This is a genomic window from Duganella callida, assembly GCF_004614165.1.
Classification (GTDB): domain Bacteria; phylum Pseudomonadota; class Gammaproteobacteria; order Burkholderiales; family Burkholderiaceae_D; genus Rugamonas; species Rugamonas callida.
On record NZ_SPVG01000233.1, the window covers coordinates 1 to 25,981 of the forward strand.

At 64.9% G+C, this 25,981-nt stretch carries 27 protein-coding genes; 13 read left to right on the top strand and 14 right to left on the bottom strand.

The features are described 5' to 3' along the window. Window positions 1-84: 84 nt before the first annotated feature. Window positions 85-1,527: an exodeoxyribonuclease I gene (gene sbcB / locus E4L98_RS23215; protein ID WP_135203910.1), complete on the bottom strand. Its 1,443-nt coding sequence runs from the start codon at window positions 1,525-1,527 to the stop codon at window positions 85-87. A 139-nt stretch (window positions 1,528-1,666) separates the two neighbouring features. Here sbcB and E4L98_RS23220 point away from each other — a divergent pair, with 139 nt between their 5' ends. Further along, window positions 1,667-2,182, top strand: a complete 516-nt coding sequence (locus tag E4L98_RS23220; RefSeq protein ID WP_229257529.1) for a DUF5610 domain-containing protein — start codon at window positions 1,667-1,669, stop codon at window positions 2,180-2,182. Here the strand turns inward: E4L98_RS23220 and E4L98_RS23225 are convergent. Beyond that, entirely contained in the window at window positions 2,179-3,150 is a 972-nt protein-coding gene (locus E4L98_RS23225) for a GGDEF domain-containing protein (protein ID WP_135203912.1), read from the bottom strand. The two genes, E4L98_RS23220 and E4L98_RS23225, sit on opposite strands and share 4 nt — an antisense overlap. Before the next feature lie 162 nt (window positions 3,151-3,312). Here E4L98_RS23225 and E4L98_RS23230 point away from each other — a divergent pair, with 162 nt between their 5' ends. Further along, window positions 3,313-4,092, top strand: coding sequence for a helical backbone metal receptor (locus E4L98_RS23230; RefSeq protein ID WP_135203913.1), 780 nt, complete (start codon window positions 3,313-3,315; stop codon window positions 4,090-4,092). Between the two features lie 15 nt (window positions 4,093-4,107). On the opposite strand, the gene E4L98_RS23235 is transcribed toward E4L98_RS23230, so the two are convergent. From E4L98_RS23235 to E4L98_RS23260, 6 genes are all read right to left on the bottom strand, one after another. After that, window positions 4,108-4,482, bottom strand: coding sequence for an HPF/RaiA family ribosome-associated protein (locus E4L98_RS23235; RefSeq protein ID WP_135203914.1), 375 nt, complete (start codon window positions 4,480-4,482; stop codon window positions 4,108-4,110). 93 nt (window positions 4,483-4,575) lie between these two features. Next, a complete protein-coding gene (locus E4L98_RS23240) occupies window positions 4,576-5,238 on the bottom strand; it encodes a DUF1345 domain-containing protein (RefSeq protein ID WP_135203915.1) in 663 nt (220 codons plus the stop codon). Next, the gene (locus E4L98_RS23245; RefSeq protein ID WP_135203916.1) at window positions 5,235-6,467 is read right to left on the bottom strand and encodes an MFS transporter; all 1,233 of its coding nucleotides are present in this window, start codon (window positions 6,465-6,467) and stop codon (window positions 5,235-5,237) included. Before E4L98_RS23245 ends, E4L98_RS23240 begins: the two co-directional genes overlap by 4 nt. Before the next feature lie 72 nt (window positions 6,468-6,539). Continuing rightward, window positions 6,540-7,565 (bottom strand): CDP-6-deoxy-delta-3,4-glucoseen reductase, encoded by a 1,026-nt coding sequence (locus E4L98_RS23250; protein ID WP_135203917.1) that lies wholly within the window; start codon window positions 7,563-7,565, stop codon window positions 6,540-6,542. A gap of 41 nt (window positions 7,566-7,606) precedes the next feature. Further along, on the bottom strand, window positions 7,607-8,401 hold the full coding sequence (locus tag E4L98_RS23255; protein ID WP_135203918.1) for a 2OG-Fe(II) oxygenase: 795 nt from the start codon (window positions 8,399-8,401) through the stop codon (window positions 7,607-7,609). Between the two features lie 10 nt (window positions 8,402-8,411). Then, window positions 8,412-8,831, bottom strand: a complete 420-nt coding sequence (locus E4L98_RS23260) for a VOC family protein (RefSeq protein ID WP_135203919.1) — start codon at window positions 8,829-8,831, stop codon at window positions 8,412-8,414. Between the two features lie 117 nt (window positions 8,832-8,948). Between E4L98_RS23260 and E4L98_RS23265 the strand changes: the two genes are divergently transcribed. The 3 genes from E4L98_RS23265 to E4L98_RS23275 all read left to right on the top strand — a co-directional run bounded on the left by E4L98_RS23265 (window position 8,949) and on the right by E4L98_RS23275 (window position 10,738). Further along, the gene (locus tag E4L98_RS23265; protein WP_135203920.1) at window positions 8,949-9,833 is read left to right on the top strand and encodes an SDR family oxidoreductase; all 885 of its coding nucleotides are present in this window, start codon (window positions 8,949-8,951) and stop codon (window positions 9,831-9,833) included. Window positions 9,834-9,982: 149 nt separating this feature from the next. Continuing rightward, entirely contained in the window at window positions 9,983-10,237 is a 255-nt protein-coding gene (locus tag E4L98_RS23270) for a hypothetical protein (protein WP_135203921.1), read from the top strand. 258 nt (window positions 10,238-10,495) lie between these two features. Beyond that, the gene (locus E4L98_RS23275; protein ID WP_135203922.1) at window positions 10,496-10,738 is read left to right on the top strand and encodes a hypothetical protein; all 243 of its coding nucleotides are present in this window, start codon (window positions 10,496-10,498) and stop codon (window positions 10,736-10,738) included. A gap of 97 nt (window positions 10,739-10,835) precedes the next feature. Here E4L98_RS23275 and E4L98_RS30865 read toward each other — a convergent pair whose 3' ends face one another. The 3 genes from E4L98_RS30865 to E4L98_RS23290 form a co-directional block, all read right to left on the bottom strand. Then, complete coding sequence (locus tag E4L98_RS30865; RefSeq protein ID WP_229257530.1) at window positions 10,836-11,423, bottom strand: glycine-rich domain-containing protein; 588 nt, start codon at window positions 11,421-11,423, stop codon at window positions 10,836-10,838. A 108-nt stretch (window positions 11,424-11,531) separates the two neighbouring features. After that, entirely contained in the window at window positions 11,532-13,340 is a 1,809-nt protein-coding gene (locus E4L98_RS23285) for a CHASE domain-containing protein (protein ID WP_229257531.1), read from the bottom strand. A gap of 148 nt (window positions 13,341-13,488) precedes the next feature. Continuing rightward, on the bottom strand, window positions 13,489-15,255 hold the full coding sequence (locus E4L98_RS23290; protein ID WP_135203923.1) for a glutamine--tRNA ligase/YqeY domain fusion protein: 1,767 nt from the start codon (window positions 15,253-15,255) through the stop codon (window positions 13,489-13,491). A 111-nt stretch (window positions 15,256-15,366) separates the two neighbouring features. On the opposite strand from E4L98_RS23290, the gene E4L98_RS23295 reads away from it, so the two are divergent. From E4L98_RS23295 to E4L98_RS23310, 4 genes are read left to right on the top strand one after another with little or no spacing between them, the layout of a single operon-like run. Next, window positions 15,367-15,660 carry a DnaJ domain-containing protein gene (locus tag E4L98_RS23295; RefSeq protein WP_135203924.1) on the top strand — a complete coding sequence of 98 codons (294 nt, stop codon included), beginning with the start codon at window positions 15,367-15,369 and terminating at the stop codon, window positions 15,658-15,660. A 34-nt stretch (window positions 15,661-15,694) separates the two neighbouring features. After that, window positions 15,695-16,198 (top strand): hypothetical protein, encoded by a 504-nt coding sequence (locus E4L98_RS23300; RefSeq protein WP_135203925.1) that lies wholly within the window; start codon window positions 15,695-15,697, stop codon window positions 16,196-16,198. A 4-nt stretch (window positions 16,199-16,202) separates the two neighbouring features. After that, a complete protein-coding gene (locus E4L98_RS23305) occupies window positions 16,203-16,973 on the top strand; it encodes a hypothetical protein (protein WP_135203926.1) in 771 nt (256 codons plus the stop codon). Between the two features lie 14 nt (window positions 16,974-16,987). Continuing rightward, window positions 16,988-17,860: a hypothetical protein gene (locus tag E4L98_RS23310; RefSeq protein ID WP_135203927.1), complete on the top strand. Its 873-nt coding sequence runs from the start codon at window positions 16,988-16,990 to the stop codon at window positions 17,858-17,860. On the opposite strand, the gene E4L98_RS23315 is transcribed toward E4L98_RS23310, so the two are convergent. Beyond that, window positions 17,861-18,760, bottom strand: a complete 900-nt coding sequence (locus E4L98_RS23315; protein WP_135203928.1) for a LysR family transcriptional regulator — start codon at window positions 18,758-18,760, stop codon at window positions 17,861-17,863. Window positions 18,761-18,860: 100 nt separating this feature from the next. Between E4L98_RS23315 and E4L98_RS23320 the strand changes: the two genes are divergently transcribed. Beyond that, window positions 18,861-20,099, top strand: coding sequence for an MFS transporter (locus E4L98_RS23320; protein ID WP_135203929.1), 1,239 nt, complete (start codon window positions 18,861-18,863; stop codon window positions 20,097-20,099). On the opposite strand, the gene E4L98_RS23325 is transcribed toward E4L98_RS23320, so the two are convergent. Further along, on the bottom strand, window positions 20,062-22,791 hold the full coding sequence (locus E4L98_RS23325) for a sensor domain-containing protein (RefSeq protein WP_229257532.1): 2,730 nt from the start codon (window positions 22,789-22,791) through the stop codon (window positions 20,062-20,064). The genes E4L98_RS23320 and E4L98_RS23325 overlap by 38 nt on opposite strands. A 402-nt stretch (window positions 22,792-23,193) precedes the next feature. Here E4L98_RS23325 and E4L98_RS23330 point away from each other — a divergent pair, with 402 nt between their 5' ends. Then, window positions 23,194-23,523 carry a hypothetical protein gene (locus E4L98_RS23330; RefSeq protein WP_135203931.1) on the top strand — a complete coding sequence of 110 codons (330 nt, stop codon included), beginning with the start codon at window positions 23,194-23,196 and terminating at the stop codon, window positions 23,521-23,523. A gap of 35 nt (window positions 23,524-23,558) precedes the next feature. Continuing rightward, window positions 23,559-23,804, top strand: a complete 246-nt coding sequence (locus E4L98_RS23335) for a hypothetical protein (protein ID WP_135203932.1) — start codon at window positions 23,559-23,561, stop codon at window positions 23,802-23,804. Window positions 23,805-23,813: 9 nt separating this feature from the next. Here E4L98_RS23335 and E4L98_RS23340 read toward each other — a convergent pair whose 3' ends face one another. Continuing rightward, complete coding sequence (locus E4L98_RS23340; protein ID WP_135203933.1) at window positions 23,814-25,043, bottom strand: CaiB/BaiF CoA transferase family protein; 1,230 nt, start codon at window positions 25,041-25,043, stop codon at window positions 23,814-23,816. A gap of 157 nt (window positions 25,044-25,200) precedes the next feature. On the opposite strand from E4L98_RS23340, the gene ugpQ reads away from it, so the two are divergent. Then, window positions 25,201-25,959, top strand: coding sequence for a glycerophosphodiester phosphodiesterase (gene ugpQ, locus E4L98_RS23345; RefSeq protein ID WP_135203934.1), 759 nt, complete (start codon window positions 25,201-25,203; stop codon window positions 25,957-25,959). Window positions 25,960-25,981 lie beyond the last annotated feature (22 nt).

A 25,981-nucleotide genomic window follows, 5' to 3' on the forward strand; every position in this document is an offset into this window, starting at 1 on the left:
ATTGCGTCACGGGCTCTACCGTAGCGACCGCTACGGTAGAGCCCGTGACGCAATGGAAGACCTGACCCCGGGTTTGCCCCCGGGTTAGTGGGCGGGGGCGACCAGTTCGGCGTATTCGTAGAGGTCGGCGAGGATTTGCTCGGCGCGCTCGTCGGCGTGCTGCTGCAGGTCGTCGATCCGGGCGAAGTAGTCGTCGATGGTGCGGGCGCCGCCGGCGCCTTCGTAGAAGCGCGCCGCGCGGTGCTGTTCCCAGTGTTCGTGCTCGGTTTCCGACAGCGTGTCCGGGAAGTTGCGCGCACGGTAGCGGAACAGCAATTCGTCCAGACGCGCGTCGGCAAACGCCGGCGAGGCCGCGGCCAGCCGCGCCGGCGATTCCTTGCGCAGCGTGTCCAGCAGGCGCCGGTCTTCCTTGCTGACGAAGCCGTTGTACAGGTCTTCGTCGACGTCCAGCGGTTCGCCCGGCGGACGGTAAAACACTTGCTGCCATAGGTCGCTCAGGTCACGGCCGGCGGCGGCGATCGCGGCGTGGGCCTTGCCCTGTTCCAGGTCCAGACCCCAGCGCTTCGCCATTCCGGGCGACAGGGTTTTCAGGTTGGCGACCAGCATCGGCGATTTGTTCAGGTGGATGCTTTTGATCGGCAGCCGCGTCATGCCTTCTGGCAGTGCGTCGCTGCGGGTGAAGATGCGGGTGCGGATGGTGTCGGCGTCCAGCGTGTACAGTTCGCTCGGGTCGTAACCGCAGTCCCAGACGATCACTTCGTTCTTGTTGGTCGGGTGCGTGCCCAGCGGATAGACCAGGGCGATGCAGCCGCGCTCGGCCGGGAACATGCCGGACACGTGCAGGAAGGGCGCGCGCAGGTTGGCGGCCAGGTGCATGCCGATCTCGTCGGCCACGCGGTCTTTCTTGTGCAGCGCGAAGCAGAAGTCGAACAGGCGCGGCTGTTTTTGTTTGATCAGCCGCGCCAGCGCGATGGTGGCACGCACGTCGGACAGCGCGTCGTGCGCCGCTTCGTGTACCAGGCCGTTGGCGCGCGCCAGGTCTTCCAGCTTGAACGAGGGCTTGCCGTCTTCCTTCACCGGCCACTGGATGCCTTCCGGCCGCAGCGCATAGGTCATGCGCACCACGTCCAGCAGATCCCAGCGGCCACACTGGTTTTGCCATTCGCGCGCGTACGGGTCGATCAGGTTGCGCCAGAACATGAAGCGGGTGATCTCGTCGTCGAAGCGGATGGTGTTGTAGCCCACGCCGATGGTGCCCGGCTGCGAAAACGCCTGTTCGATGGTGGCGGCAAACTGGTGCTCGGGCACGCCCCATTCCAGGCACTGCTGCGGCGTGATGCCGGTGATCAGGCAGGACTGCGGATCCGGCAGGAAATCATTTGCCGGTTTGCAGTAAATCATGATCGGCTCGCCGATTTCGTTCAGGTCGGCATCGGTGCGGATCGCGGCAAACTGCGCCGGGCGGTCGCGGCGCGCCACTGCGCCGAAGGTTTCGTAATCGTGCCAGAGAAAAGTCTGTGTGGTCATAGGGTGCTACAGTTATTTAAAAAACTGCCGATAATTCCAGAGTCTTCAATGAGGAGCACATATCATGGCTACTCCAGTATCGGTTACCTCAGGCAATACTAATTCGGCAGCGCAAGTTCAGTCTACGGACGGCAAGACCATGTCGCCGGTGGCCAAGGCCAAGGCGGAGTTTAACGCGTCCGTGGTGCAGGCTTCCCTGTCGGTGTCCATCAAGTCGTCGAACGAGCCGATGTCGATGGTGCTGAAAACGGCGCTGACCGGCATCAACGAGGCGCTCAAGGGCGATTTCGGCGACGACGCGATCCAGAACGCCACCTCGCAAGATAACACGCCGGAAGGTACCGCAGGCCGCATTGTATCGCTCTCGACCGCATTTTACGAAGCCTACAAGCAGCAGCATCCGGGCCAGGATGAATCCCAGACCTTGAACGATTTCGTCAATACGCTGAAAAAAGGCGTGGACCAGGGATTCAAGGAAGCGCGCGAGGTGCTGCAGGGCTTGAACGTGCTGAACGGCGATATCTCCAGCAACATCGACAAGACCTACGATCTGGTGCAGAAGGGCTTCGACGATTTCCTGGCCGCCCACCAGCCGCAGCAGACCACGCCGTCCACCGACGCCAGGAACGACAGCAACCGCGCCAAGGCGGCTTAAGCGGCCGCCACCCGGTCGCGGCCGCTTTCCTTGGCGCGGTACAGCGCCGCGTCGGCGGCGGCGATCAGGTCCTGCTCGTTCTGCTGCGGCTGCAGCACGGCCACGCCCAGCGAGGCGGTGATGTGCGGCAGCGGCTGGCGCATGTCGGCGAACACGCTGGCCTGGCGCATGCGTTCGCACAGCCGTTCGGCCACCGCCGCCGCCACCTTGTCGCTGGTCTGCGGCAGCAGCACCATCATTTCCTCGCCGCCGTAGCGCACCGCGAAATCGGTGGGCCGCAGCGCGCCGCTGAGCACCTGCGCCGCCGCGCGCAGCGCCTGGTCGCCGGCCAGGTGGCCGTGGGTGTCGTTGAATTTCTTGAAGTGGTCGAGGTCGATCATGATCAGCGCCAGCGGCGCGTTCGAGCTGTGCGCGGTGGTGACCATGGTCGGCAGCAGGTCATTCAGCCAGGCCCGGTTGTACAGGCCGGTCAGGCCATCGATCATCGACAGCTGGCGGTAGAACTCGCCCAGTTTCTGGCGCCGGCGCAGCTGCGCGTTGGCGGCGCGGATGCGGAACGACAGCAGTCGCAGCAGGTTGCGCGCGAGGATGTTCGATTCGTCGATCAGTTGCCATACCAGGTCGGCCTCGATCATCAGCACTTCGCTCTGTTCCAGCGCGGTGATGCTGGACAGGTTGGCTTCCTCGTCCAGCACCGATTGTTCGCCCACGCTTTCGCCCGGCAGTATCTTGCTGACGGTGCCGTCGGCCATGCCGGTGCGGGTGTCGGTGGCGACCGACAGTGCGCCGCGCAGCAGGATGTACAGGCGGGCGCGGCCGGCGTCGCCGAGTTCCTCGCCGGTTTCCAGCAGGACGATCGGGCAGTTGGCCAGCATCCTGGCGATGGCGCTGTCATCGTCGGCATTGCGCAGCAGCTGCAAATCGCCGACCTGGTAGCTCGATGAGCCGAATGTGCTGATCTGTTTCAAGGACTGGTTCTTTCTTGGATGCCATCTCTGTTATCTTATCCGAAACAAACTCGGGCCGTCACCTTTCGCAGACATGGCCGGCGTAAATTTTCCACAGCTTGTTGTTGCGCACTGTATCGGACGGTGCTTCAATACCGCCATCGATATTCCAACGGATTCCTTATGGCTTACACCGACGCGCTGGGCAGCGTGCATCAACCCGATCCGCAGGCGCGCATCGTTTCGCTGGTGCCGTCGATCACTGAACTGCTGTGCGACCTCGGTCTGGCGGCGCAGGTGGTGGGACGCACCGGTTTCTGCATCCATCCGTGGGAGGTGGTGCAGAACATTCCCAAGGTCGGCGGCACCAAGGACGTCAACCTGGACAAGATCCGCGCGCTGGCGCCGACCCACGTGGTGCTGAATATCGATGAAAACGAGAAGCCCACCGCCGATGCGCTGGCCGAATTCGTGCCGCATCTGGTGGTCACCCATCCCATGCGGCCGCGCGACAACCTCGAACTGGCGCGCCTGATGGGCGGCATCTTCTGCCGCGAACAGCAGGCCGCCGACTGGTGCGCGGCGTTCGAGGCGGAATATGCGCTGCTGCGGGCCGCGCCCAAGGGGCCGCCGCAGACCATGCTGTACTGCGTGTGGCAGGACCCGTGGATGACCGTCTCGCGCGCTACCTACATCGCCCGCATGCTGGCGGAGATCGGCTGGAGCGTGCCGGATCTGGGCGAGGAGCGCTACCCCGAATTCCGCTGGTCGCGCGAACTGATCGACAGTGTCGACGGGGTGCTGCTGTCGAGCGAACCTTACCGCTTCACCGAAGCGCATGCCGATGTGCTGGAGCGGCAGATCGGCAAGCCGGTGTTGCTGGTCGACGGCGAGATGATGTCCTGGTACGGCAGCCGCTCGCTGCAGGGGTTGCGGTATTTGCGGGAGCTGGCGCAAGGCTGACTCCCGCCGCCGGTCTTACTCTTCGGTGTCGGCCGCGATGGCCGCCGAGACCGAACCGCTGCCTTCGGCGTGACGCGAGGTATCGTTGCGGCGCCCCATCGCGCTGTCGACCGCGCGTTTCAGCTTGTCGCCGGCACCGGTGATGGCCTGGTGCAGCGTGGCGGCGTGGTCGCTGACGGCGATCGGCTGCAGGCCGGTCACGCGGGCTTCCATCAGGCAACGGTTATCGCCGTCGGCCGACTTCTGGCCCAGATTATCGCTCAGATGCACTTCGACGCGGGTGATCTGTTCGCCGAAGCGGTGGAGGGCATTGCTTACGACCGATTGCACGTGATCGTCCAGACCGGCGTGACGAGTGATGGTTTTGTCGGTATTCACTTGGATTTGCATAGCTTGCTCCTGTTGTTAGACTGCGTAGCCATCTTACTCCTTGCGGGCTTAAGCTGACGTTAATTGCCTAACTTGTCTGGAGAAAACCTGGTCTCAGGCGTTGATCAACGAAGCGGCGATATTGATCGATAAACCGAGGATGGCCAGATTGTAGAAGAAGCACAGCACCGACTGTCCGAGCACCACCTTGCGCAGCCCGCGGTTGCGGACGGCGACGTCGGAGGTCTGCACCGCCACCGAGATGGTGAAGGAAAAGTACAGGAAATCCCAGTAATTGGGCTGCAACGCCTGGTCGGGGAAGGCCAGCGGTTTTTCCTCGCCGTCGTTGCTGTAATACAGGTGGGCGTAGTGCGAGCAGAACATGACACCGACCATGAACCAGGAGCCGATCAGGGTCAGCACCACCAGCGCGTAACGCCACGCCAGTTCCGGTTCCTGCACTTCCTTGATGCTGGCCAGCTGCGAGACGATGGCAACCAGGCTCACCAGCACCGCCAGCGACAACGTGGCCAGGATCACCGGCCCCTTTTCATCCTGGCGGCAGGCGGCGCGCTTGATGTCGTGGTGGTCGGCCTGCACCATCATCCAGGCCATCGTCGCCAGATAGGTCCAGACCAGGATGTCCCAGCAGGTCAGCACCCGCGTCAGCCACGGCCAGCCGGCCGGCAGCAACGGCGCCGCCGCCACGCCCAGCGCGATCGCCAGGCTCAGATGCGGGCGGCTGTGGATGATGGCGGGCAGCGGCAGATGCTTCACTTTTTATCCTCGTGCGGGAATTTATCCATACGCGACAATACAGGGAACAGCACGCTCCAGGCGCCGGTTACCGCCAGCGTGGCGGCGCCGCCGAACAGCACCGCGCGCGTCAGGCCGAACCAGCCGGCGGTCAGGCCAGATTCGAATTCGCCCAGTTCGTTGGAGGCGCCGATGAATACCGAGTTGACGGCGCTGACGCGGCCGCGGATTTCGTCCGGCGTCTCGTACTGCACCAGCAGGTGGCGCACGTAGACGCTGATCATGTCGCCGGCGCCCATCAGGAACAGCGACACCAGCGCGATGACGAAACTGCTGGTGGCGCCCAGCACGATGGTGCCCGCGCCGAACACCGCCACGCCGCCCAGCATCCAGGCGCCGACGCGGCGCGTGATCGGGAAGAAGGCCAGCACGATGGAGCACAGCGCGGCGCCGACGCCGGGCATGGTGCGCAGCGCGCCCAGGCCGCTCGGGCCGATGTGCAGCACGTCGTGCGCCAGCGCCGGCAGCAGCGCGGTGGCGCCGCCGAACAGCACCGCGAACAGGTCGAGCGAAATCGCGCCCAGCACCACCTTCTTCTGCCAGACGAAGCGCAGTCCCTCCAGCACCGTGTGCCAGGAGGCCGGGCCGCTGGCGCTGGCCTGCTTGACCGACTTCACCATGCACATCATCACCACCGCCAGCACCAGCAAGGCGGAGGAAATCATATAAACGGTTTTCGGTCCGGCCAGGTAGAACAGGCCGCCCAGCGTCGGGCCGAGGATGACGGCCACGTGGAACGACGAGGAACTCAGCGCCACCGCCTTGCTGAAGCTTTCCTGCGGCACCAGGTTGACCAGGATGGCCTGGGTGGCCGGTCCCATGAAGGCGCGCGCGCTGCCGTACACGGCCAGCACGGCAAACACCGGCCAGACGGCCGGCAGCCCGGTGTAGGTAAAGGCCAGCAGCGCCAGGCCGCACAGCAGCTGCGCGCCCAGCGCCAGCGCGATCAGGTTGCGGCGGTCGTAGCGGTCGGCGGCGTGGCCGGCGATCAGGATCAGCAGCAGGAACGGCAGGAATTGCGCCAGACCGATCAGGCCCAGGTCGAACAGGTTGTGCGTCAGCGAATATACCTGCCAGCCGATGGCGACGTTTTGCATCTGGACCGCCAGGGTGGCGAAGGTGCGGGCGGTGAGGTAGAGGGTGAAGTTGCGGTGGCGGAGGACGCTGAAGCCGTTGGTTGAAGTGCTCATTCGTGCTTTCGGGGAGCGGAGCCTGAGGACTCTGCATCCCCGAATGCCCCGCCGTCGGGTTGGATGCCGTGGTTAGTTGTTGAGGTCCGCTTCCGTGGTGAAGGCGTCGGCGTAGAATTCGTCGTCCGGCAGGCCGCATTGGGCGACGAAATCGCGCTTGGCCGATTCCACCATGATCGGCGCGCCGCAGGCATATACCTGGTGGCCGGACAGGTCGGGCAGGTCGGCCATCACCGCCTGGTGGACGAAGCCGGTGCGGCCGGCCCAGTGGTCTGCCGGCTGCAGGTCGGACAGCACCGGCACGTAGCGGAAGTTCGGCAGGGTCTGCGCCCACGCGCGGCACAGCGCATCCATGTACAGGTCCTGCGGCCGGCGGCCGCCCCAGTACAGCACCATCTGGCGCGTCGAGCCCCGCGCGCGCAGGTGCTCGACGATGGCCTTGATCGGCGCGAAGCCGGTGCCGGAGGCCAGCAGCACCATCGGCTTGTCGCTGTCGTCGCGCACGAAGAAGGTGCCCATCGGCCCTTCGAAGCGCAGGATATCGCGCTCCTTCATGCTGCCGAACACCTGGTCGGTGAACAGGCCGCCGGGCAGGTGGCGGATGTGCAGCGTCAGCGGCTGGTCCTGTTCCGGCGCGGTGGCGATGCTGTAGCTGCGGCGCTTGCCGTCCTTCAGCATGAATTCGATGTACTGGCCGGCGCGGAATTTCAGCGTCTCGTTGGCCGGCAGCTGCAGCGTCATCACGATCACGTCGGACGCCACCTTTTCCAGCGTGGTCACGCGCGACGGCATCTTGCGGATCGGGTAATCGTCGCTGCCGGCCACCTCGCGCGCCTCGATCACCACGTCGCCGTGGGCGAGGGCGCAGCAGAACAGCGACATGCCGGCGGCTTCCTCTTCCTTGCTGAGTGCGCGCTCCTGGTGCGGCTTGTGGGTCACGCTGCCGGCCAGCACCTTGCCCTTGCACGAGCTGCAGGCGCCGTTCTTGCAGCCGTACGGCAGGCCGACGCCGGCGCGCATCGCCGCCGCCAGGATGGTTTCGTCCTCCTCGCAGCTGAATTGATGGCCGCTCGGCTGTACAGTAATTTGAAACGTCATACGAATTCTTCGGTAAAGAGGCGGAAACCCTCTATTTTACCTCAGTCGGCCACTCCCGCAGGCCGCCGCAGCGGTGCGCCCTGCGCGTACATGACGTTGATACGGGCCACGTATTTCGGCGTGCCGGCGCCGACCCGGCTGCCGGCATGGGATACCGAATCGAGCGAAAAACCGTGCCGGAAGAACAGCGCCGAGCCCTTGCGCGGCGGTACGTCGACCACGCTGCCGCCACGTCCGTACAAGCGGGTGCTGCCGCCTTTGACGCCGTCGCCGGCGTCGTTCAGGTAAAGCAGCATGGTCAGGCGCGAGCGCAGGCCGTCCCAGGCTTCCATGCGGCTGCCGTCGGGGCCGAGGCTGTAACCGGGCCAGTCGCCGTCCAGGTGACGGTTGAACACGTCGCCGGCGTCGTAGCGGTACATATTGATGCGGTGGCTGAGCGCCGGGTGCAAGGCGGCGCCCCCGATCTCGGCCGGCAGCAGGGCGGCGATGCGCTCGTAGATCGGTCCCAGCAGGGCGTGGTCCGCCACCCAGTGCACGGTCTTGTTCATGCGCATGCCGGGCGGGGTGGTAATGCCGGGCGCTTCGGCGCGGTAGCCCAGCTGCTCCGACCAGCGCACCAGGGCGTCGGCCTCGTCGGCCGTCAGCACGTTGGTGATTTCGAACGCGAGCTGACCGTCCAGGTCGAGGTCGCGGCGCTGCTGGCGCAATTCCGGCCGTTGCCGCAGTCGCAACTCCGGCGGCAGGTGCTGGAAGGCGTGCACCGGCGTGCGCGCCACCACGCCGCCCATCGGCAGCGAACCGTGCAGTTCCGCCACGGTGTGATGCGGATAGTCCATGGCCGCCCCCTTACCAGTTGCCGCTGTTGGGCATGGAGGCCCAGGGCTCGGCCGGGGGCAGCGGCCGGCCCTGCTGCAGCAGTTCGATCGAAATGCCGTCCGGCGAGCGCACGAAGGCCATGTGGCCGTCGCGCGGCGGCCGGTTGATGGTCACGCCATGGTCGGTCAGGCGCTGCACGGCGGCGTAGATGTCGGGCACGGCATAGGCGAGATGGCCGAAGTTGCGGCCGCCGGTGTAGGCATGTTCGTCCCAGTTGTGGGTCAGCTCCAGCTCGGCGCCGCGGTCGCCGGGCGCGGCCAGGTAGAGCAGGGTGTAGCGGCCGGCCGGGTTGTCCATCTTGCGGACCACTTCCAGGCCGAGCGCGTCGCGGTAGAACGTCAGCGACTGGTCCAGATCGGCGACCCGGACCATGGTGTGCAGATATTTCATGGTGTCCTCCAGCAATGGTTGATGGCTGGAGTGTGGCAGAAGGGCACCGGCTTGAGGACTGGCGGCGGGCGCTAACACTTTCAACGCCGCATTGATAATCGCCGTACAATTCATGGCATGAAACCATCACAACTTGACCGCCCGCGCCTGCTGATCGTCGGCTGCGGCGATGTCGGCATGCGTCTGCTGCCGCTGCTGAGCGCGCGTTTTCGCGTGTTTGCCACCACCAGCCAGCCCGAGCGCCGCGCGGAATTGCGCGCCGCCGGCGCCGTGCCGCTGTTGATCGACCTCGACCGTCCGGCCACGCTGCGCCGGCTGGACGGCATCGCACCCTGGGTGGTGCACCTGGCGCCGCCGCCGTCGGACGGGGCGCTGGACCGCCGCACGCGCAATCTGAGCGCGGTGCTGCCGGCCGGCGGGCGGGTGGTGTACGTCAGCACCACCGGCGTCTACGGCGACTGCGGCGGCGCACTGTTCGATGAAAGCCGGCCGGTGGCGCCGCGTAATGCGCGCGCGCAGCGCCGGGTCGACGCCGAGCGGGTGTTGCGCGGCTGGGCGCGCCGCAGCGGCGCCCGTGTGTCCATCCTGCGCGTGCCCGGCATTTATGCGGCGGACCGGCTGCCGCTCAAGCGCTTGCAGCAGGGCACGCCGGCATTGATCGCGGCGGATGACGTCTACACCAACCACATACACGCCGACGACCTGGCCCGCATCATCGTGCGTGCGCTGTTGCGTGCGTTACCGAACCGAATTTACCACGCGGTGGATGACAGCGATATGCACATGGCCCACTATTTCGATACGGTCGCCGACGCCTATGGGCTGCCCCGGCCGCCACGCTTGCCGCGTGCCGAGTTGCAACAGGTGGTGACCCCGTCGCTGTGGTCGTTCATGTCGGAGTCGCGCCGCCTGCGCAATCAACGCATCAAGCGTGAACTGGGTGTGCGCTTGCGATTCCCGACAGTCGAAGATTTTTTGGAAAAGCAAGCGTGCGATGTGTAAAGATCGGTAAAGAATGTCCAAACTGAAACTGGTTGAAGGTTGGATGCCGGATTGGTGTGTCAAAATTCTAACATCGTCTGTTTGATGCAGCGCAAGCGCGGTGTCGACAGCTACGATATCGTTAGCCATCTACAGGAGGGAGCGCACGCATGTCAGCCGCTTTGCAGCCGACCAAGGAGCAAGTCCGGGCTTACATGCAGCGCCGCCAGCATGAGTTTTGCCATCGCCCGCCGCCGATGCCCGAAGAAATCCGGCGGCAGCTGAACTGGCATTACACTCCCCTGCAGCAGACCGACCACCTCTCCACTTCCGCGCTGTTTCTTCCAGGAGCGATCGTCCGGCTGACCACGTTGTTGGCAGTCGAATGGTGCTTTCTTGCCGCCGGCCTCGGCCGTCCTCGCTGATCTTTACATGGATTGATACCTTTTTTTGCAACTAGGTGCTCGCTAGCATGAAAAATAGGGTTAGAATCTCTCTAAATCTCACCAAAATGTCTGACGAGTTAGCCTTTTCGTAACGAAAACGTGTATTATCTCGGTTAAGCACTAAAAACCGGCACAAATGTTGCGTTTTGTAGTGCTTCATTGGTAATTGAGCTAAAAATTTTTTTTACCCATGTGTCGTTTTTTTACAAAAGACGACCACGAACCTACTTAATCACTATGTCCGCTTTGAAAGAAATCACCGCGTCTCCCACCTACAATCCCAACCGTGTGCTGGACGCCATCATCGAGAAACTGCAACTGAAAAACGACGCAGCCCTGTCGCGTGCACTGGAAGTGGCCCCGCCAGTGATCAGCAAAATCCGCCACAACACCCTGCCGATCGGCGCCACCATCCTGATCCGCATGCACGAGATCAGCGATTTCAGCATTCGCGAGTTGCGCGAAATGATGGCGTCCTGATAGCGGGAACCACGAAAAAACCGGCGCGTACCTTGCGGTAACGCGCCGTTTTTTTTGGCCGGCCCGGTGCGGGCGCGGCGCCGTCCGTTTTGCCACCTCAGGCGGAGGTCAGGCGCGGGCGCTGGCTGTAGAAGCCGGCCTGCTGCGCGGCCACCACCTGCGGGTCCACCACGCCCGAGTGCGCGATCTGCGGATCGACCACGCCGGAATGGGCGAAACGCGCAGCGGCCATGCCCGAGTACGCCACCTGCGGGTCGACCACGCCCGAATGGGCAATCTGCGGATCGACCACGCCCGAGTGCGCGAAGCGGGCCGCGCTGCGCAGGTAATCTTCGCCGAACGTGGCTTCGTACAGCTCCTGCATGCGTTTGCCGACGCGGATGTGGGCCGCCTCGTCGTCCTCGCCGCGCAGGCCGATGTAGGGGAAGTGGTGCAGGAAATAGCCGAACACGGCGTCGCAATCGGCCGCGTACTTCAGCGTGTCGAGGATGTGGTAATGCCAGAAGGTGTCGACGTCATCCAGCGGTGCGGTCTGTTCGTTGGGAAACTTCTTCATCAGATACAGGAAGCGGCGATATTCGAATTCCACCGCGTTGGCGCGTTCCAGGGTCCAGCCTTCGCCGGAGGCTTCGTGCATCAGTTTGACTTTGATCGGTTCCAGATCCAGGGCAGCAATGACGTCCATGAGTTTTCCTTCCGTGTTGACGTGGGTTGAAGAGAACGGCTGACGGACTTGATTTTGCTCCAAGGCGATGACTGTTCCTTGAGGTTAATCAATAGTCGGAAGGAAAGTTCACGCGGCCAAACTGGGCTGGCGCGGCGCCTGCGCGGCGCCGACCGGCACCGTGATCGCCACCGTGGTGCCGCCGTTGGGGCTGCCCGCGATCGAACAGGTGCCGTTCAGCAGGTGGATGCGTTCCTCGATGCCGACCAGGCCGAACGAGCCCACCTTGTTGCGGCTGTTTTCGCGCAGGCCGACGCCATTGTCGGTGATCGTCAGGCTCAGCACGCCGTCGGCCTGGCGCAGTTCCACCCGCACCAGGCTGGCGTGCGCGTGTTGCAGGATATTGCTCAGCGACTCCTGCACCACGCGGAAGATCGCGGTGGCGCCGTGATCGCCGATGTTGATCTCGGTGTCGTGATCGATCAGCTCGCACATGATGCCGGAACGGTGGCGGAACTGGGCGATCTGCCATTCGACCGCCGCGTACAGGCCCAGGTCCAGCACCGTGGGCCGCAGGTCGTTGATGATGTTGCGCACGCTCTTGATGGTGGCGTCGATCTGGCGCAGCATCTGCTGGGCCCGCGCGTGCAGGCGCGGATGGCGCTGGCGCGTGCGGGTGGCCAGCAGGTCGACCTCGATGCGCAGCACCAGCAGGTTCTGGCCCAGGTCGTCGTGGATTTCGCGGGCGATGCGCTTGCGCTCCTCCTCCTTGATGTGATCGGCGTGCGCGGCCAGCCGCCGCAGCCGCTGGTGCGACTGCTGCAGCCGGGCCTGGCTGGTGCGCAGTTCGCGCGTCATTTCCTTGGCCATCTGCACCGCCCGCATGCGCGAGGACGACAGGGTGTGGAACAGCAGGTAGAACAGCAGCGAGCCGGTGAAGCCGCACAGCATGGCCAGCCACGGCAGCCACAGGTCGAAATGGCTGTACCAGCTGGTCTTGGGCGAGCTGAAATGCGCGCTCCACTGGCGGTTGTTGAAGGCCACCGGCAGCACCACCGAGAACAGCTGGGCCGGTCGCAGCGCCAGGCCGCCCGGCCGGCTGTCGAACAGCTGCACCGGCGCCTGCGGCGCGGCACCGGTGCGGCCGATGTCGTACAGCACCAGGCGGGTGTCGCGCACCTGCATCTGTTCCAGCGCCGCCTGCATCAGGCGCGGCACGCTGAAGCCGATCCCGACCGAGCCCATGTACGCAAGGTGGCGCTGTTCGACCGTATCGATCGGCAGGCCGGTGCGGTACACCGGCAGCCGCAGCGCCAGGCCGGCCCCGAGCGGCTGGTGCACGCTGTCGATCGGCATGCCGGAGGCGCTCATGGCACCGGTGTCGCGGCTTTCCTCCAGCGCCCGCGCCACCGGCGCGCGGGCGGCGATGTTGCGGCCGATTTTTTCGCGGAATTCGGGCAGCGGCTCGATCATCGTCAACACCCAGTAGGCCGGGCGCCGTTCGGGCGGCCAGATGCCGGCGAACGCGGGGTAGCCGGCGGCGCGGCCGTCGTTGCTGCCGCGCGACACCCGCTCGAACGCTTCGCGCTCGGCGTCGGTGAAGTATTCGGCGTAGTTGATGTTGTCCAGCGCCGGATACTGGCGCGCGATCTGCAGGCCTTCCACATAGGTGTGGAAACTGGCGCGGTCGACATGGTCGGAGGCGCGGAAGAAGGCGGCGGCGCTGCGCAGCACGTTGGTATAGGAATCGACGCGCGAATCGATGTTGTACTGCGCGTTCTGCGCCTGGTGCAGAAAGCGTTCGTTGGCGTCGTATTCGATCATGCGGTAGGCCGCCAGATAGAACAGCGTGCCGATCCCCAGGGACAGCAGCACGCCCGCCCACCAGACCGGCCGGGACGAGGAAAACAGCTGTTTTGGACCAGGAAAGAGCGTCACCGTCGACCTGTTGTTTTGCTATTGACTTTTTTACTATAGGAAATCTTGGTTTATCCAGTCAACTTATTTTTTGTTAGCGACGGCGGCGCCGGGCGCAAAAAAACGGCGCCGTCCTGCCGGAGGGCGCCGTTAGCGAGGGCCGCGAGACTTATTTGGCGACCCAGCTGTCCTTCAGCGTGACGATGCGGTTGAACACCGGTTTGCCCGGCTGCGAATCGACGCGGTCGGCGACGAAGTAGCCGTGGCGCTCGAACTGGAAGCGCTGATCGGCCTGGGCCGCGGCCATACCCGGCTCGAGATAGGCGGTCACCACTTCCTTGGCGTTCGGATTCAGCACCGACAGGAAATCCTTGCCGCCGGCGTCCGGGTGGGCGTCGCTGAACAGGCGGTCGTACAGGCGCACTTCCGCCTGCAGCGCGTGGCCGGCCGAGACCCAGTGGATGTTGCCCTTGACCTTGTAGTTGTCCGAGCCCGGCGTGCCCGATTTGGAATCCTCGAAGTATTTGACGTGCACGGCGGTGACCTTGCCATTCTCGTCCTTGTCGTAACCCACGCACTCGGTCACGTAGCCGTGGCGCAGGCGCACGCGGCTGCCCGGATTGTCGCCGATCGGCGGATAGTAGCGGAAATAACCCTTGCTCGGCACTTCCATGAAGTCTTCCTCTTCGATCCACAGCTCGCGCGAGATCGGGAAAGTGCGCACGCCCATTTCCGGATGGTGCGGGTGGACCGGCGAGGTGCATTCCTCGGTCCGGCCTTCCGGATAGTTGTCGATGATCAGCTTGAGCGGACGCAGCACGGCGGTGGCGCGCGGCGCCTTCGGATCGAGGTCTTCGCGCACGCAGCCCTCCAGCGTGCTCATGTCGATCCAGCCGTCGGCCTTGGTGACGCCGATGCGCTCGCAGAACAGGTGGATGGCTTCCGGGGTGTAGCCGCGGCGGCGCAGGCCGACGATGGTCGGCATGCGCGGATCGTCCCAGCCGTCGACGATGTTTTCCTCGACCAGCTGGCGCAGCTTGCGCTTGGAGGTCACCACGTAGGTCAGGTTGAGGCGCGAGAATTCGTACTGGCGCGGCACCGGCAGCTGGAAGAAGCCGCCTTTCGACAGGGTTTCCAGCAGCCAGTCGTAGAACGGCCGGTGGTCCTGGAATTCCAGCGTGCAGATCGAATGGGTGATGTTTTCCAGCGCGTCCGAGATCGGGTGCGTGTAGTCGTACATCGGGTAGATGCACCAGGCGTCGCCGGTGCGCACGTGATGCGCGTGGCGGATGCGGTAGATGGCCGGGTCGCGCATGTTCATGTTGGGCGAGGCCATGGCGTCTTCGCTGATCTTGGCGCGCAGGATGTGTTCGCCGTCGGCATACTTGCCGGCCTTCATGTCACGGAAGATCTGCAGCGATTCGGCTGCCGGCCGGTTGCGGAACGGCGAGTTGGTGCCGGGCGTGTTGAAATTGCCGCGGTTGGCCGCCATATCCTCAGCCGACTGGCTGTCGACGTAGGCGTAGCCCTGTTCGATCAGCCACTCGGCCATCTGGTACAGCTGCTCGAAATAGTCGGACGCATAGTGCAAATGATGTTCGACCGAACCGTCCGCCTTGGGATAGTCGTAATCGAAGCCCAGCCATTTGACGCTGTCGATGATGGTGTCGACGTATTCCTGCTCTTCCTTGGCCGGGTTGGTGTCGTCGAAACGCAGGTTGCAGCGGCCTTGGTAGTCGCGCGCCAGGCCGAAGTTGAGGCAGATCGACTTGGCATGGCCGACGTGCAGATAACCGTTCGGCTCCGGCGGGAAACGCGTGATCACGCTCGGCATGCCCTCGCGGACGTGGGTGCCGGCCGCCAGATCGTGCTCTACGATGGCGCGCAGGAAATTGGAGGGCAGGGCGGGCGCTGGGCTGTTTTTGTCGTTGCTCATCTGAAAGGTTGGCTATGCAAAAGTTCTATGATGGGGCATTTTACCGTATCCCCAGTAGCGATATGGCGGCGCGGTATAATGATCGATTAATTTAGGCCCGGAGTTTCCAAAATGGAAAATTATTACAACACACTGGGTATTGCTCCTAACGCCAGCGAAGACGAGATCAAAAAGGTGTACCGCTCGCTGGCCATGCGGTTCCATCCGGACCGCAACCAGGCGCCCGGCGCGGACGCGCGCTTCAAGGCCATCGCCAAGGCGTATGAAGTGCTGTCGGACCCGGTCAAGCGTGAAGAATACAACCAGAGCCTGAATCACCGCATCATCATCGATGCCGAGGCCGAGGCTTACCAGTTGTGGCGTTCCTTGTTCAGCCTGCACGGCACGACGCTGCCGGCCGCCTGAGTTGCCCCTCCAAGATTTAGACAGAAAGCAAGCAATGAGAAAAGTACACCCGGAGTTCGCCTATCAGTCGCGCGAACTGGAAGGCCAGATCGAAGGCATCCTCGGCGATCCGCCCGATAAAAAGAACTATCAGCGCATGGTCGATGCGCTGGTGGGCGAGTACGCCGACGGCGGCGGCATCGAGGACGTCAACATGCTGGCCTTCGCGCTGGTCGACCATATCGAGTTCAGCGATCCGAAGGGCCTGCTGGCGGCGGCCCAGGACTACGAGTTCGGCGACGCCTCGCGCGTGTTCGCCATGGCGTCCTGCAAGGGCGACCAGCCGGCGCGCATGTACGCGGCGATCGCCGAGAGCATGCCGGACCTGGCGCGCCAGGCCATCATCACCGCCTTCCTGCACAAGAACCCGCGCCGCTGGGATGACGACGACCAGTCGCTGGAGCAGTTGTCGGCCAACGACGACGGCGACGATATTGATGACGATGAAATGGGCTCGACCGACGATTTCGCCCAGATCTTCGATCAGGATGGAGAATAAGCCCATGTCTGAAAAATCCAATCTGCCCGCTCTCAGCAAGCAGGTGACGGAACTGGTGCTGGCCGGCTCGCTGAGCCATGCCGAGGAAGCCTTCGCCGAAGCGGCCGACCAGTACGGCGACCTGGCGGTGGTGGAGGTGCTCAACAACATCCCGCCGCAGGTGACGGCGCTGCACATGGCCGGCTTTGACGGCGGCAAGATGTCGCTGACCACCTTGCTGGTGCCGCCCAAGGCCTGGGCCGACAGCCTGGCCTTCATCGCCGCCACCTGGCCGGACGACATGATCGAGGACGATCCCGAGCGCATCGCCGAATCGCTGTTCGCCCACGTCCACGGCGTGGTGTTCGCCACCGACGACGAGGAACGCCGCAACGAGCTGCTGGCCGCCGCCTCGGCCAGCGACCATGGCGCCACCATCTTTGCCATCCTGTTCTCGCTGGCGCCGAAGGAAATCCTGGAAGTGGCCGGCGAGGTCATCTCCAAGGGCCCCTACCTGACCGGCCAGACCTCGTCCGACAGCGACATCGTGCCGGTGGCGATCGCGCTGGCGCAGGCGTCGGAGGACGGCTGGGACCGCGCGCTGTTCGAGCTGTTCCCCGAATTCCGCCACAGCGCCGACCTGGCCGACGCCGAGTTCAACGACGATCCCGACGAAGAGCCGAACTTCCTGCAGCGTTCGACCAAGGAACTGCTGTACCGTCTGCGCAAGCAGGTGCCGTCGACCCGTGTCGCGCGCGGTTCGCGCCGCACCGTCGGCACCAACATTTTCTCGTGATGGGTGGCGGATACATGCTGCCGGCAATCGTAGTAGAAACCCTGCCGCGCCTGACGCGCGCGATCCAGCAACTGGCGGCCCATCCCGACGATGACGCCGCCTACACCCTGGCCGATGAACTGACCGGCATCACCGCCATGGTGGCCGAGAAGTTCACCAACGACCGCACGGCGGAAGGCATCCAGAAAGCCTTGCAGCTGACCGCCGGCTGTGTCTCGCTGGGGCTGGAGGAGGCGCTGCCGGGCGAGGACGACCTGGCCGCGCTGGACCTGCTGATCGACGAGGGCGCCGAACACGCCTTCCAGATCGGCTTCCGCATGATCAAGGACCTGGTGGCCATGCCCGAAGATGCGCTGGTCGGCGAGTACGATACCGATCCGGTGTATGCGCAGCGGCGCCTGCGCGACAAGTTCTTCGACATCTGCCTGACCGATCCGAACCAGAACTGGAATGGCTTCGAACGCTACAAGGGCCAGCTCAAGCAGCGCAAGGAAGTGCAGGCGGTGGTGCGGCTGGCCAACTGGCTGCGCCGCCACAACACGGAAGGCGCGGTCAAGGACGCCGACCTCAACGCGGAAGGGGTGATCGCGCTGGCCATCATCTTCGCGGTCGAGGGCGGCGGCCGCATCGTCGCGCGCACCGGCCAGAAGGAATTCGAGCGCTTCGTCAAGGCGGTGCGCGCCAACAAGCCCGACTACGAGGCCGGCTGGGCCGAACTGGTGGCGCAGGTGCCGGCGCAGCATCACCCGGTGCTGCTGGAGCGCATCAACAGCTACCGCGAGCACTGCACGGTGCTGCAAAGCATCAAGACCCGCGCGGCAATGAAAACCCTGTTCGCCGAGCTGGAAAACTACGCCGGCTCCGAGCTGGACGCCGACTATTCCTGACTATTCCGGCGTCCGCGCGGCCTCGGTGGCGACCGCCACAAAGGCCGCCACCAGCGGCGAGGTCGCATCCTTGCGCCTGGCCAGGTAGAGCGCCGTGGTGGCCTGCGGGTCGGCCAGCGGGCGATAGCAGACGCCGCGCATCTGGATGATGTTGAACGAACTGGGCAGCACCGACACGCCCAGTCCGGCCGCCACCAGGCCGATGATGGTGGAGGCTTCCCCGGCCTCCATGGCGATGGTCGGCTGGAAGCCGGCTTCGCGGCACAGCCGGTTGATCTGCGGATGGATGCCGGTGCCGGCGCTTTCCGGATACATCACCAATGGCTCGCCTTTCAGATCGCTGATGGCGATGCTGTCTTGCGCCGCCAGCGGGTGGCCGTCCGGCAGCACCATCACCAGCGGATCGCGCCGCAGTATCGTCAGTGTCACCGCGTCGGGCAAGGTCAGCTCGGGCGGGCGCACCAGGCCCAGGTCCAGTTCGCGGCCGGCCAGCGCTTCGATCTGGCCCAGCGTCGACATTTCCTGCAAGGTCAGCCGGACGCCCGGATAGCGCTGGCGGTAGCGGTTGATCAGCGCCGCGAACAGCGGCGTCAGCGGCGTTGAAAACGTAAAGCCGACGCGCAGTTCGCCGGCCTCGCCCTGTTCGGCGCGGCGCGCGGTCTGCACCGCCTGTTCCGACAGGGCCAGCACCCGGCGCGCATCGTCGAGGAACAGCTTGCCCGCTTCCGTGAGGCGCACCCAGCGCTTGCTGCGTTCCAGCAGTTGCGCGCCCACTTCGGCTTCCAGTTGCTGGATCTGATGGCTCAGCGGCGGCTGGCCGATGTGCAGCCGCTCGGCCGCACGGGTGAAGCTGAGCTCCTCGGCGACGGCGACGAAATAACGTAGGTGGCGCAGTTCCATTATCTTTTTAAAGTATGACTGACGGTTTAAATATATATTGGACAGCTTACTGTGGCAATCCTAAGATGAGGTCATCGTACCTCTCCAGCAGGATCGCACCATGTCGCTGAGCGCCACTTCCGCCGCCACCACCATCGCCGCCGCGCCGGTCGCCGCCGGACGGATCACCGTCGGCAGTCCCGAATTCAAGCGCACCAACCGCGCGCTGTTTTTCGGTGGCTTCTCCACCTTTGCGCTGCTGTACTGCGTGCAGCCGCTGATGCCGCTGCTGTCGCACGAGTTCGTGCTGAGCGCGGCGCAGAGCAGCATGGTGCTGTCGATCTCGACCGGCGCGCTGGCGCTGTCGCTGATCGCCTCCAGCGCGGTGTCCGAACGGCTGGGCCGCAAGCCGCTGATGGTGGGCGCAATGGCGAGCGCCGCCATCCTCACCGTGCTGTGCGCATTTGCCGGCAATTACCCGCAACTGCTGGCGCTGCGCGCCTTGCTCGGCATCGCGCTGGGCGGCATGCCGGCCATCGCCATGGCTTACCTGAGCGAGGAAATCGAACCGGCGTCGCTGGGCCTGTCGATGGGGCTGTACATCAGCGGCAGTGCGTTCGGCGGCATGGCGGGACGCGTGATCACCTCGGTGCTGAGCGACCACCTGTCGTGGCGGCTGGCGCTGGCGATGGTGGGCGTGGCCGGCATTGGCGCGGCGGCCGAATTCTGGCGCAGCCTGCCGGCGTCGCGCCACTTCAATCCGGCCGGTGGCGGCTGGCGTGCGCTGACGGGCGGCTTCAGACAGCATCTGTCGGACGCCGGCCTGCCGTGGCTGTTCACGCTGGCGTTTCTGCTGATGGGCGCCTTCGTCAGCCTGTACAACTACATCGCCTACCGCCTGCTGGCGGCGCCGTTCGGCCTGAGCCAGAGCGTGGTGGGCGCGGTGTCGTTCTTCTACCTGCTGGGCATCTACAGCTCGGTGTGGGCGGGGCGGCTGGCCGACCGCTACGGCCGCCGCCACGTGCTGTGGATGATGGCCGTCATCATGCTGTCCGGGCTGCTGTTGACCTTGTCGGACTGGCTGCCGCTGACCCTGTTGGGCGTGGCCATCTTCACCTACGGGTTTTTCGCCACCCACTCGGTGGCCAGCAGCTGGGTCGGCCGGCGCGCGCGCAGCAACAAAGCCCTGGCATCGGCGCTGTACCTGTTCTTCTACTACCTGGGCTCCAGCGTGATCGGCTCGGCGACCGGCATCCTGTGGGGCCAGGCGGCGTGGCCGGGCGTGGTGGCCGTGCTGGCCGGCGCGCTGGCGCTGGCGCTGCTCATCGCCCTGCGCCTGCGCAAACTCGCGCCGCTGTAACTTTAGCGGCGAAGGCGTCGGGCGCGAGCGGGCGGCTGAAGTAGTAACCCTGCATTTCATCGCAGCGCTGTTCGCGCAAATAGGCTTGCTGTTCGGCCGTCTCGACGCCTTCGGCGATGATGCGGAAGCCCAGGCTGTGTCCCAGCGCAATGACGGAGCGTACGATCGCCGCCACTTTCGGTTCGGTCAGCATGTCGCGCACGAACGATTGATCGATCTTCAGGTAGTCCACCGGGAATTGTTTCAGGTACGCCAGGCTGGAGTAGCCCGTGCCGAAGTCGTCGATCGACAGCGCGATACCCAGCCGCTTCAGGCTTTCGATGGCGCCGACCGCGGCCTGGACGTTGTGCATCATCAGGCTTTCGGTCAGTTCCAGTTCCAGGTAGGGCGGCGCCAGGCCGCTGTCTTCCAGCGCCGCTTGCACTTCGTCGCTCAGGCGCTGGTCCTGGAACTGGCGCGCCGACAGGTTGACCGCCACCCGCAGCGGCGGCAGTCCGGCATCCTGCCACGCGCGCGCCTGCGCGCAGGCGGTGCGCAGCACCCAGCTGCCGATGCCGACGATCAGCCCGGTCTCTTCGGCCACACCGATGAAGCGCGCCGGCGACACCATGCCCAGCGTCGGATGGCGCCAGCGCAGCAGCGCTTCCATGCCGGTGATGGCGCCGCTGTGCAGGTCGACCTTGGGCTGGTACACCAGACTCAGCTGATCGCGCGCCAGCGCGTGGCGCAGCTCGGCTTCGATCAGGGCGCGTTCGGTGATGCGCTCGTTCATCGCCGCCTCGTAGAATTGCACCTGGTTGCGGCCGGCTTCCTTGGCGCGGTACAGCGCGATGTCGGCATGTTTCAGCAGTTGCCGCGCCTCGTCGCCATCGTCGGGATAGACGCTGACGCCGATGCTGCCGGTGACGGTCAGCGTCTGGCCGTAGACCTCCACCGGCGCGGCGATGGCATCCTGCACCTGCTGCATCACGGTCGGCAGCGGCCGCAGATCGGCTACCGGCAACAGCAGCACGAATTCGTCGCCGCCCAGGCGCGACACCGTGTCGCCTTCGCCGACGCAGGCCTGCAGGCGCGTGGCGATCGCGCACAGCAACTGGTCGCCGGCCTGGTGGCCCAGGTGGTCGTTGACCAGCTTGAAGTTGTCGAGGTCGATCACTACCAGCCACATGCTGTGCTGGAAGCGCTGCGAAAAGGTGACCGCCTGCGCCATGCGGTCGTTCAGCAGCGCGCGGTTGGGCAGGCCGGTGAGGGCGTCGTGGTTGGCCTGGTGTTCCAGCTGGGCCTGGTAATCGATGATGGCGGTCATGTCGGTCAGCACGCAGACGTGGTGGCTGATCTCGCCGCCGGGCGCCGGCACCGGCGCCACGTGCAGCTGGGTCCACAGCTGGGCGCCGTCGCGGTGGCGGATGCGCAGCATCAGCGTGACTTCCTGGCGCGTGCGCATGGCGGCGCGCAGCGCTTCCTGCTTGTCGCGGTCCTGCGGTCCCAGCAGCGTCTGCAGGTCGCTGCCGCGCACCGCCTCCGGCGCGTGGCCGAGCAGGCGCAGGAAGGCCGGATTGGCGTATTCGATCAGCTCGCCCTCGGGCGCGTGGGCGGTGATGACGATGGCGTTGACGCTGGCCTCGAGCGCGCGGCCGCGCAGCTGCAGGGTCAGTTCGGCCTGCTTGCGTTCGGTGATGTCCTCGATGGTGCCGACGATGCCGACGGTGTTGCCGTACTGGTCATGGAACGGCATCTTGTTGATCACGTACCAGTGGGCGCTGCCGTCGGCCAGCGTCATGTGGCCTTCCTCGTTGAGCCGCGCTTCGCCGCTGGCGATGATGGCGCGATCGTCGGCGCGGATGCTTTCGGCGCTGTGCGCCCACGGCAGATCCTGATCGCGCTTGCCGACCACGTCGCCGTTGTTGGCCAGGCCGGCAAAGCGCGCAAACACGGTGTTGCAGCCGAGGTAGGCGCCGTCCAGTCCCTTCCAGAAGATCTGGTGCGGGATGTGGTTGATCACCAGCTGCTTCAGTTCGCGCGAGGCGTGCAGCGCCGCTTCCAGGCCCAGGCGGTTGGTGATGTCGTGCGCGATCACCATGCGGCCCGGGCGGCCCGACAGCGTCACCGAGTGCGACGAGATTTCCACCTCGATGCGGGTGCCGTCGCGCTTGACGTGGGTCCACACGCCGGACTGCTGCGCGCCGCGCGCCGGCGCCGCCTGCAGGTTGTTGCTGAGCCGGTCCAGGTCCTCGCGCGGGCGGATGTCGCGGATGGTCAGCTGCAGGAATTCCTCTTCGGTGTAACCGTACTTGGCCACGGCGGCCGCGTTTACCACCAGGAAGCGCAGCGTCTCCAGATCGTAGACCCACATCGGCTGCGGGTGCGCCTCGAACAGGTGCTTGAAGCGCAGTCGCGATTCGTAGACGTCGTAATCGTTGAGCGGGTAGGCCAGGCACAGATACGACGGCGACTGATCGGCCGGGCGCCACTCGATGGTCTGGGTTACCGGATGATAGCTGCCGTCGGCGCCCACCAGCTCCAGTTCGCCGCGCCAGTAGCCGCGCATGCGCGCGGTGGGCAGCGCCTCGCTGTGCAGCATGGGCAGGGCCCAGGTGGCGTACAGCGCGGCGGCGCTGACGGTTTCTCCGAGCGGACCCAGCTGTCGGTGCAGGTGGGCGTTGGCGTACAGCAGCCGGCCCGCTTCGTCCAAGGCAAAGGCAAAGTAGGGACTGGCGCCAAACAGTTGGTCGAACGCAGCGCCTTTTAACTTTGAAGCCGCGCTGGAGGGGGCGGCGCGGGTGCGTCGCGGAGCGCGAGAGTGGGCTGGCTGCGGAAGATTGTCCATATCGTATTGCTCTATGACGATGTACTGATGCTAGCAGATGGATGGGGGCACAGTCGCACTGCTAGTGCACTTTCCGCGTCGTCCTGGACAGCAATTATTGATGTGTTGCAGCCACGCGACCATGTAGTTGAAGCGGCGCGCATGGCGCCCATTGCGCAGCTATCTGATTGCGGCCTGATCTGGATCAGTAGCGGGCGCGATTGCTGAAACCGCCGCGACGGCAAACGGTCGAACCCTGTCACGACAATTCGAGTGAAGGAGACGATCATGTTGCACGCCAATGATATCGGGCACCGGTTTTATTTTGTCGAGCGCGCGGTGCGGCTGGCCGCGCAAGCGGCCTCAGCAGAACCGAACCTGCCGCGCGAGTTGCGCGATTGCGTGGAAAAGCTGGACGCGCACGCCGACCAGGCGCGCGAGGTGCTGCAGTCGGCCGACGAGGCGCGCATCCGCAAGCTGGTGCGCGACATGGAGCTGCTGGCCGGGCGCGCCAAACGCATCTGTGAGTACATCGACAGCCTGTCCGGCCAGATGAAAGGCGCGGTCAGCCAGATGCACAGCCAGATTCAGGAACTCAAGCGGGATTTGCGCATCTAATAGGAAGCGGGCCGCTGGCGCGGAGCTGATGCGTCATGGACGACAAACAGACCCTGTGGAGTTTGATCATGCGATTTAGCTACAGTCTCATTGTTCTGGCAGTGTACGCGGCAGGCGCCGTGCTGGTCGAGCTCATGGCCCGCGGCATGCGTCCGCTCGGCGTCAGCGACTTCACGTATTACATGGTCTCGGGCACGGCCCATGTCATGCTGACCATCGACCTGGCCTTGTTGATATACCTGGTGTATCGTTCCGCCAAAAAGTGGATGCGCCTGGCCTGATCCGCCTGGCTACAGCACGCCTTTGGCGCGCAGGGCGGCGATGTCTTCGTCACTGCGGCCAAGCAGGTCGCGCAGTACCGTATCCGTATGCTGGCCCAGCAGCGGCGGCGCGATGGCGTTGTCGGTCGGCGTGGCGGACATGCGCATCGGGCTGCGCACGAGACGGGTGCTGCCGGCGGTCGGATGCGGCACCTCCATCACCACGCCGCGCGCCTGCACCTGCGGATTGGCATACACCTCTTCGAGGTTATTGATGGGGCCGCAGGGCACGCCGACCGCTTCCAGTTTTTCGAGCCAGAAGTCGCGCGGTTGTCGCAGCACCATTTCCGCCAGCAGCGGCACCAGTTCATCGCGGTTTTTCACGCGCAGCGGATTGGTGGCGTAGCGCTCGTGGAACGCCAGATCGGCGCGTCCGCCCGCCTCGACGAATTTCTGGTACTGGCCATCGTTGCCGGTGGCGACGATGATGTAGCCGTCGGCGCACTGGAAGGTCTGGTAGGGCACGATGTTGGGATGCGCATTGCCCCAGCGTTTGGGCACCTTGCCGCTGTTCAGGTAGTTGCTGCCGGCATTCGCCAGCATTGCCACCTGCACGTCGAGCAGGGCCATGTCGATGTACTGGCCTTCGCCGCTGCGGTCGCGGTGCGTCAGCGCGGCCAGGATGGCGATGGTGGCGTACATGCCGGTCATCAGATCGGTCAGCGCCACGCCGGCTTTTTGCGGACCGCCGCCGGGCAGGTCGTCGCGCTCGCCCGTCACCGACATCAGGCCGCCCATGCCCTGGATCAGGAAATCGTAGCCGGCGCGGTGCGCGTAGGGGCCGTCCTGGCCGAAGCCGGTCACCGAGCAGTAGACCAGATCGGGCTTGATAGTTTTCAAGGTCTCGTAGTCGAGACCGTAGCGCTTGAGCTGGCCGACCTTGTAATTTTCCAGCACCACATCGCAATGGCGCACCAGCTCGCGCAGCAGGGTCTGGCCTTCGGCGCTGGCGATGTCCATGGTGACCGAGCGCTTGCCGCGGTTGGCCGACAGATAGTAGGCCGCTTCGGTGGTGTCGTTGCCGTCGGCGTCGCGCGCGTAGGGCGGTCCCCAGGCGCGGGTGTCGTCGCCGCTGCCGGGGCGTTCGATCTTGATCACGTCGGCGCCGAGATCGGCCAGATTCTGCGAGCACCACGGTCCGGCCAGCACGCGGCTCAGGTCGAGGACGCGGAGATGACCCAGCGCTGTTGGAGCTGTCATGATGTGTTCAACCTTTTCAGTATGGCAATCAGGACCGCTAGTGTAGTGGTTCGGCCGGCGCGCTGCACGTGGTTTTTTTGCAAGTCCGAAAGCTGGCAGCCGGCCGCTCGTTCGTGATAACGTTGCTATCCTTACCATGACGACTGTCGAGCGAACCATGTGGCCTTATCCCCAAATTGTTGCACACCGCGGCGGCGGGACGCTGGCGCCGGAAAACACCCTGGCCGGCCTGCGCGCCGGCCTGGCGCACGGCTTTCACGCGGTCGAATTCGACGTGATGCTGTCGCGCGACGGCGTCGGCATGGTGGTGCATGATCCCGAGTTCGGGCGTACCATTGCCGGCCGCGGCAGCGTCGCCGGCACCGACGCCGCGGCGCTGGCAGCCATGGATGCCGGCAGCTGGTTCAGCCCGCAATTCCTTGGCGAGCCGGTGCCGTACTTCACCCAGTTCATCGATTACTGCAAGGCGCAAGGCATCTGGATGAACGTGGAAATCAAGCCGGCCGACGGGTTCGAGGCGGACACCGGCGCCTGGGTGGCAAACATCACGCGCGACAGTTACGCGGCCGAGATTGCCGCCGGCGATCCGGCCCGGGTGCCGCTGCTGTCCTCGTTCAGCTTTGCGGCGCTGGCCGCGGCGCGCGACGCCGCGCCGGAGGTGCCGCGCGGCTATCTGCTCGACACCATTCCGGCCGATTGGCAACAGCAGGCCAGGGCGCTGGGCGCGGTGGCCATCCACACCAACCACAAGCATCTGACGCCCGAACTGGCCCGCGACATCAAGGCGGCCGGCTATGGCCTGTTTTGCTATACCGTCAACGATCCGGCGCGTGGGCGGGAAATCCTGGCCTGGGGCGTGGATGGATTCTGTACGGACCGCATCGATTTGATCGGCCCTGGCTTCGCTCATATATAATCAACCCTTTGCATTTGCCAGT

Bases quoted from the DNA above. Each gene is read 5' to 3' on its own strand.
- E4L98_RS23275 (WP_135203922.1), top strand. From the start codon at position 10,496: ATGTCCGCTTTGAAAGAAATCACCGCGTCTCCCACCTACAATCCCAAC.
- E4L98_RS23245 (WP_135203916.1), bottom strand. From the start codon at position 6,467: ATGAGCACTTCAACCAACGGCTTCAGCGTCCTCCGCCACCGCAACTTC.
- E4L98_RS23265 (WP_135203920.1), top strand. From the start codon at position 8,949: ATGAAACCATCACAACTTGACCGCCCGCGCCTGCTGATCGTCGGCTGC.
- E4L98_RS23320 (WP_135203929.1), top strand. From the start codon at position 18,861: ATGTCGCTGAGCGCCACTTCCGCCGCCACCACCATCGCCGCCGCGCCG.
- E4L98_RS23295 (WP_135203924.1), top strand. From the start codon at position 15,367: ATGGAAAATTATTACAACACACTGGGTATTGCTCCTAACGCCAGCGAA.
- E4L98_RS23340 (WP_135203933.1), bottom strand. From the start codon at position 25,043: ATGACAGCTCCAACAGCGCTGGGTCATCTCCGCGTCCTCGACCTGAGC.
- E4L98_RS23315 (WP_135203928.1), bottom strand. From the start codon at position 18,760: ATGGAACTGCGCCACCTACGTTATTTCGTCGCCGTCGCCGAGGAGCTC.
- ugpQ (WP_135203934.1), top strand. From the start codon at position 25,201: ATGTGGCCTTATCCCCAAATTGTTGCACACCGCGGCGGCGGGACGCTG.
- E4L98_RS30865 (WP_229257530.1), bottom strand. From the start codon at position 11,423: ATGGACGTCATTGCTGCCCTGGATCTGGAACCGATCAAAGTCAAACTG.
- E4L98_RS23290 (WP_135203923.1), bottom strand. From the start codon at position 15,255: ATGAGCAACGACAAAAACAGCCCAGCGCCCGCCCTGCCCTCCAATTTC.
- E4L98_RS23305 (WP_135203926.1), top strand. From the start codon at position 16,203: ATGTCTGAAAAATCCAATCTGCCCGCTCTCAGCAAGCAGGTGACGGAA.
- E4L98_RS23300 (WP_135203925.1), top strand. From the start codon at position 15,695: ATGAGAAAAGTACACCCGGAGTTCGCCTATCAGTCGCGCGAACTGGAA.
- E4L98_RS23270 (WP_135203921.1), top strand. From the start codon at position 9,983: ATGTCAGCCGCTTTGCAGCCGACCAAGGAGCAAGTCCGGGCTTACATG.
- E4L98_RS23335 (WP_135203932.1), top strand. From the start codon at position 23,559: ATGGACGACAAACAGACCCTGTGGAGTTTGATCATGCGATTTAGCTAC.
- E4L98_RS23330 (WP_135203931.1), top strand. From the start codon at position 23,194: ATGTTGCACGCCAATGATATCGGGCACCGGTTTTATTTTGTCGAGCGC.
- E4L98_RS23255 (WP_135203918.1), bottom strand. From the start codon at position 8,401: ATGGACTATCCGCATCACACCGTGGCGGAACTGCACGGTTCGCTGCCG.
- E4L98_RS23220 (WP_229257529.1), top strand. From the start codon at position 1,667: ATGTCGCCGGTGGCCAAGGCCAAGGCGGAGTTTAACGCGTCCGTGGTG.
- E4L98_RS23235 (WP_135203914.1), bottom strand. From the start codon at position 4,482: ATGCAAATCCAAGTGAATACCGACAAAACCATCACTCGTCACGCCGGT.
- sbcB (WP_135203910.1), bottom strand. From the start codon at position 1,527: ATGACCACACAGACTTTTCTCTGGCACGATTACGAAACCTTCGGCGCA.
- E4L98_RS23250 (WP_135203917.1), bottom strand. From the start codon at position 7,565: ATGACGTTTCAAATTACTGTACAGCCGAGCGGCCATCAATTCAGCTGC.
- E4L98_RS23260 (WP_135203919.1), bottom strand. From the start codon at position 8,831: ATGAAATATCTGCACACCATGGTCCGGGTCGCCGATCTGGACCAGTCG.
- E4L98_RS23230 (WP_135203913.1), top strand. From the start codon at position 3,313: ATGGCTTACACCGACGCGCTGGGCAGCGTGCATCAACCCGATCCGCAG.
- E4L98_RS23310 (WP_135203927.1), top strand. From the start codon at position 16,988: ATGCTGCCGGCAATCGTAGTAGAAACCCTGCCGCGCCTGACGCGCGCG.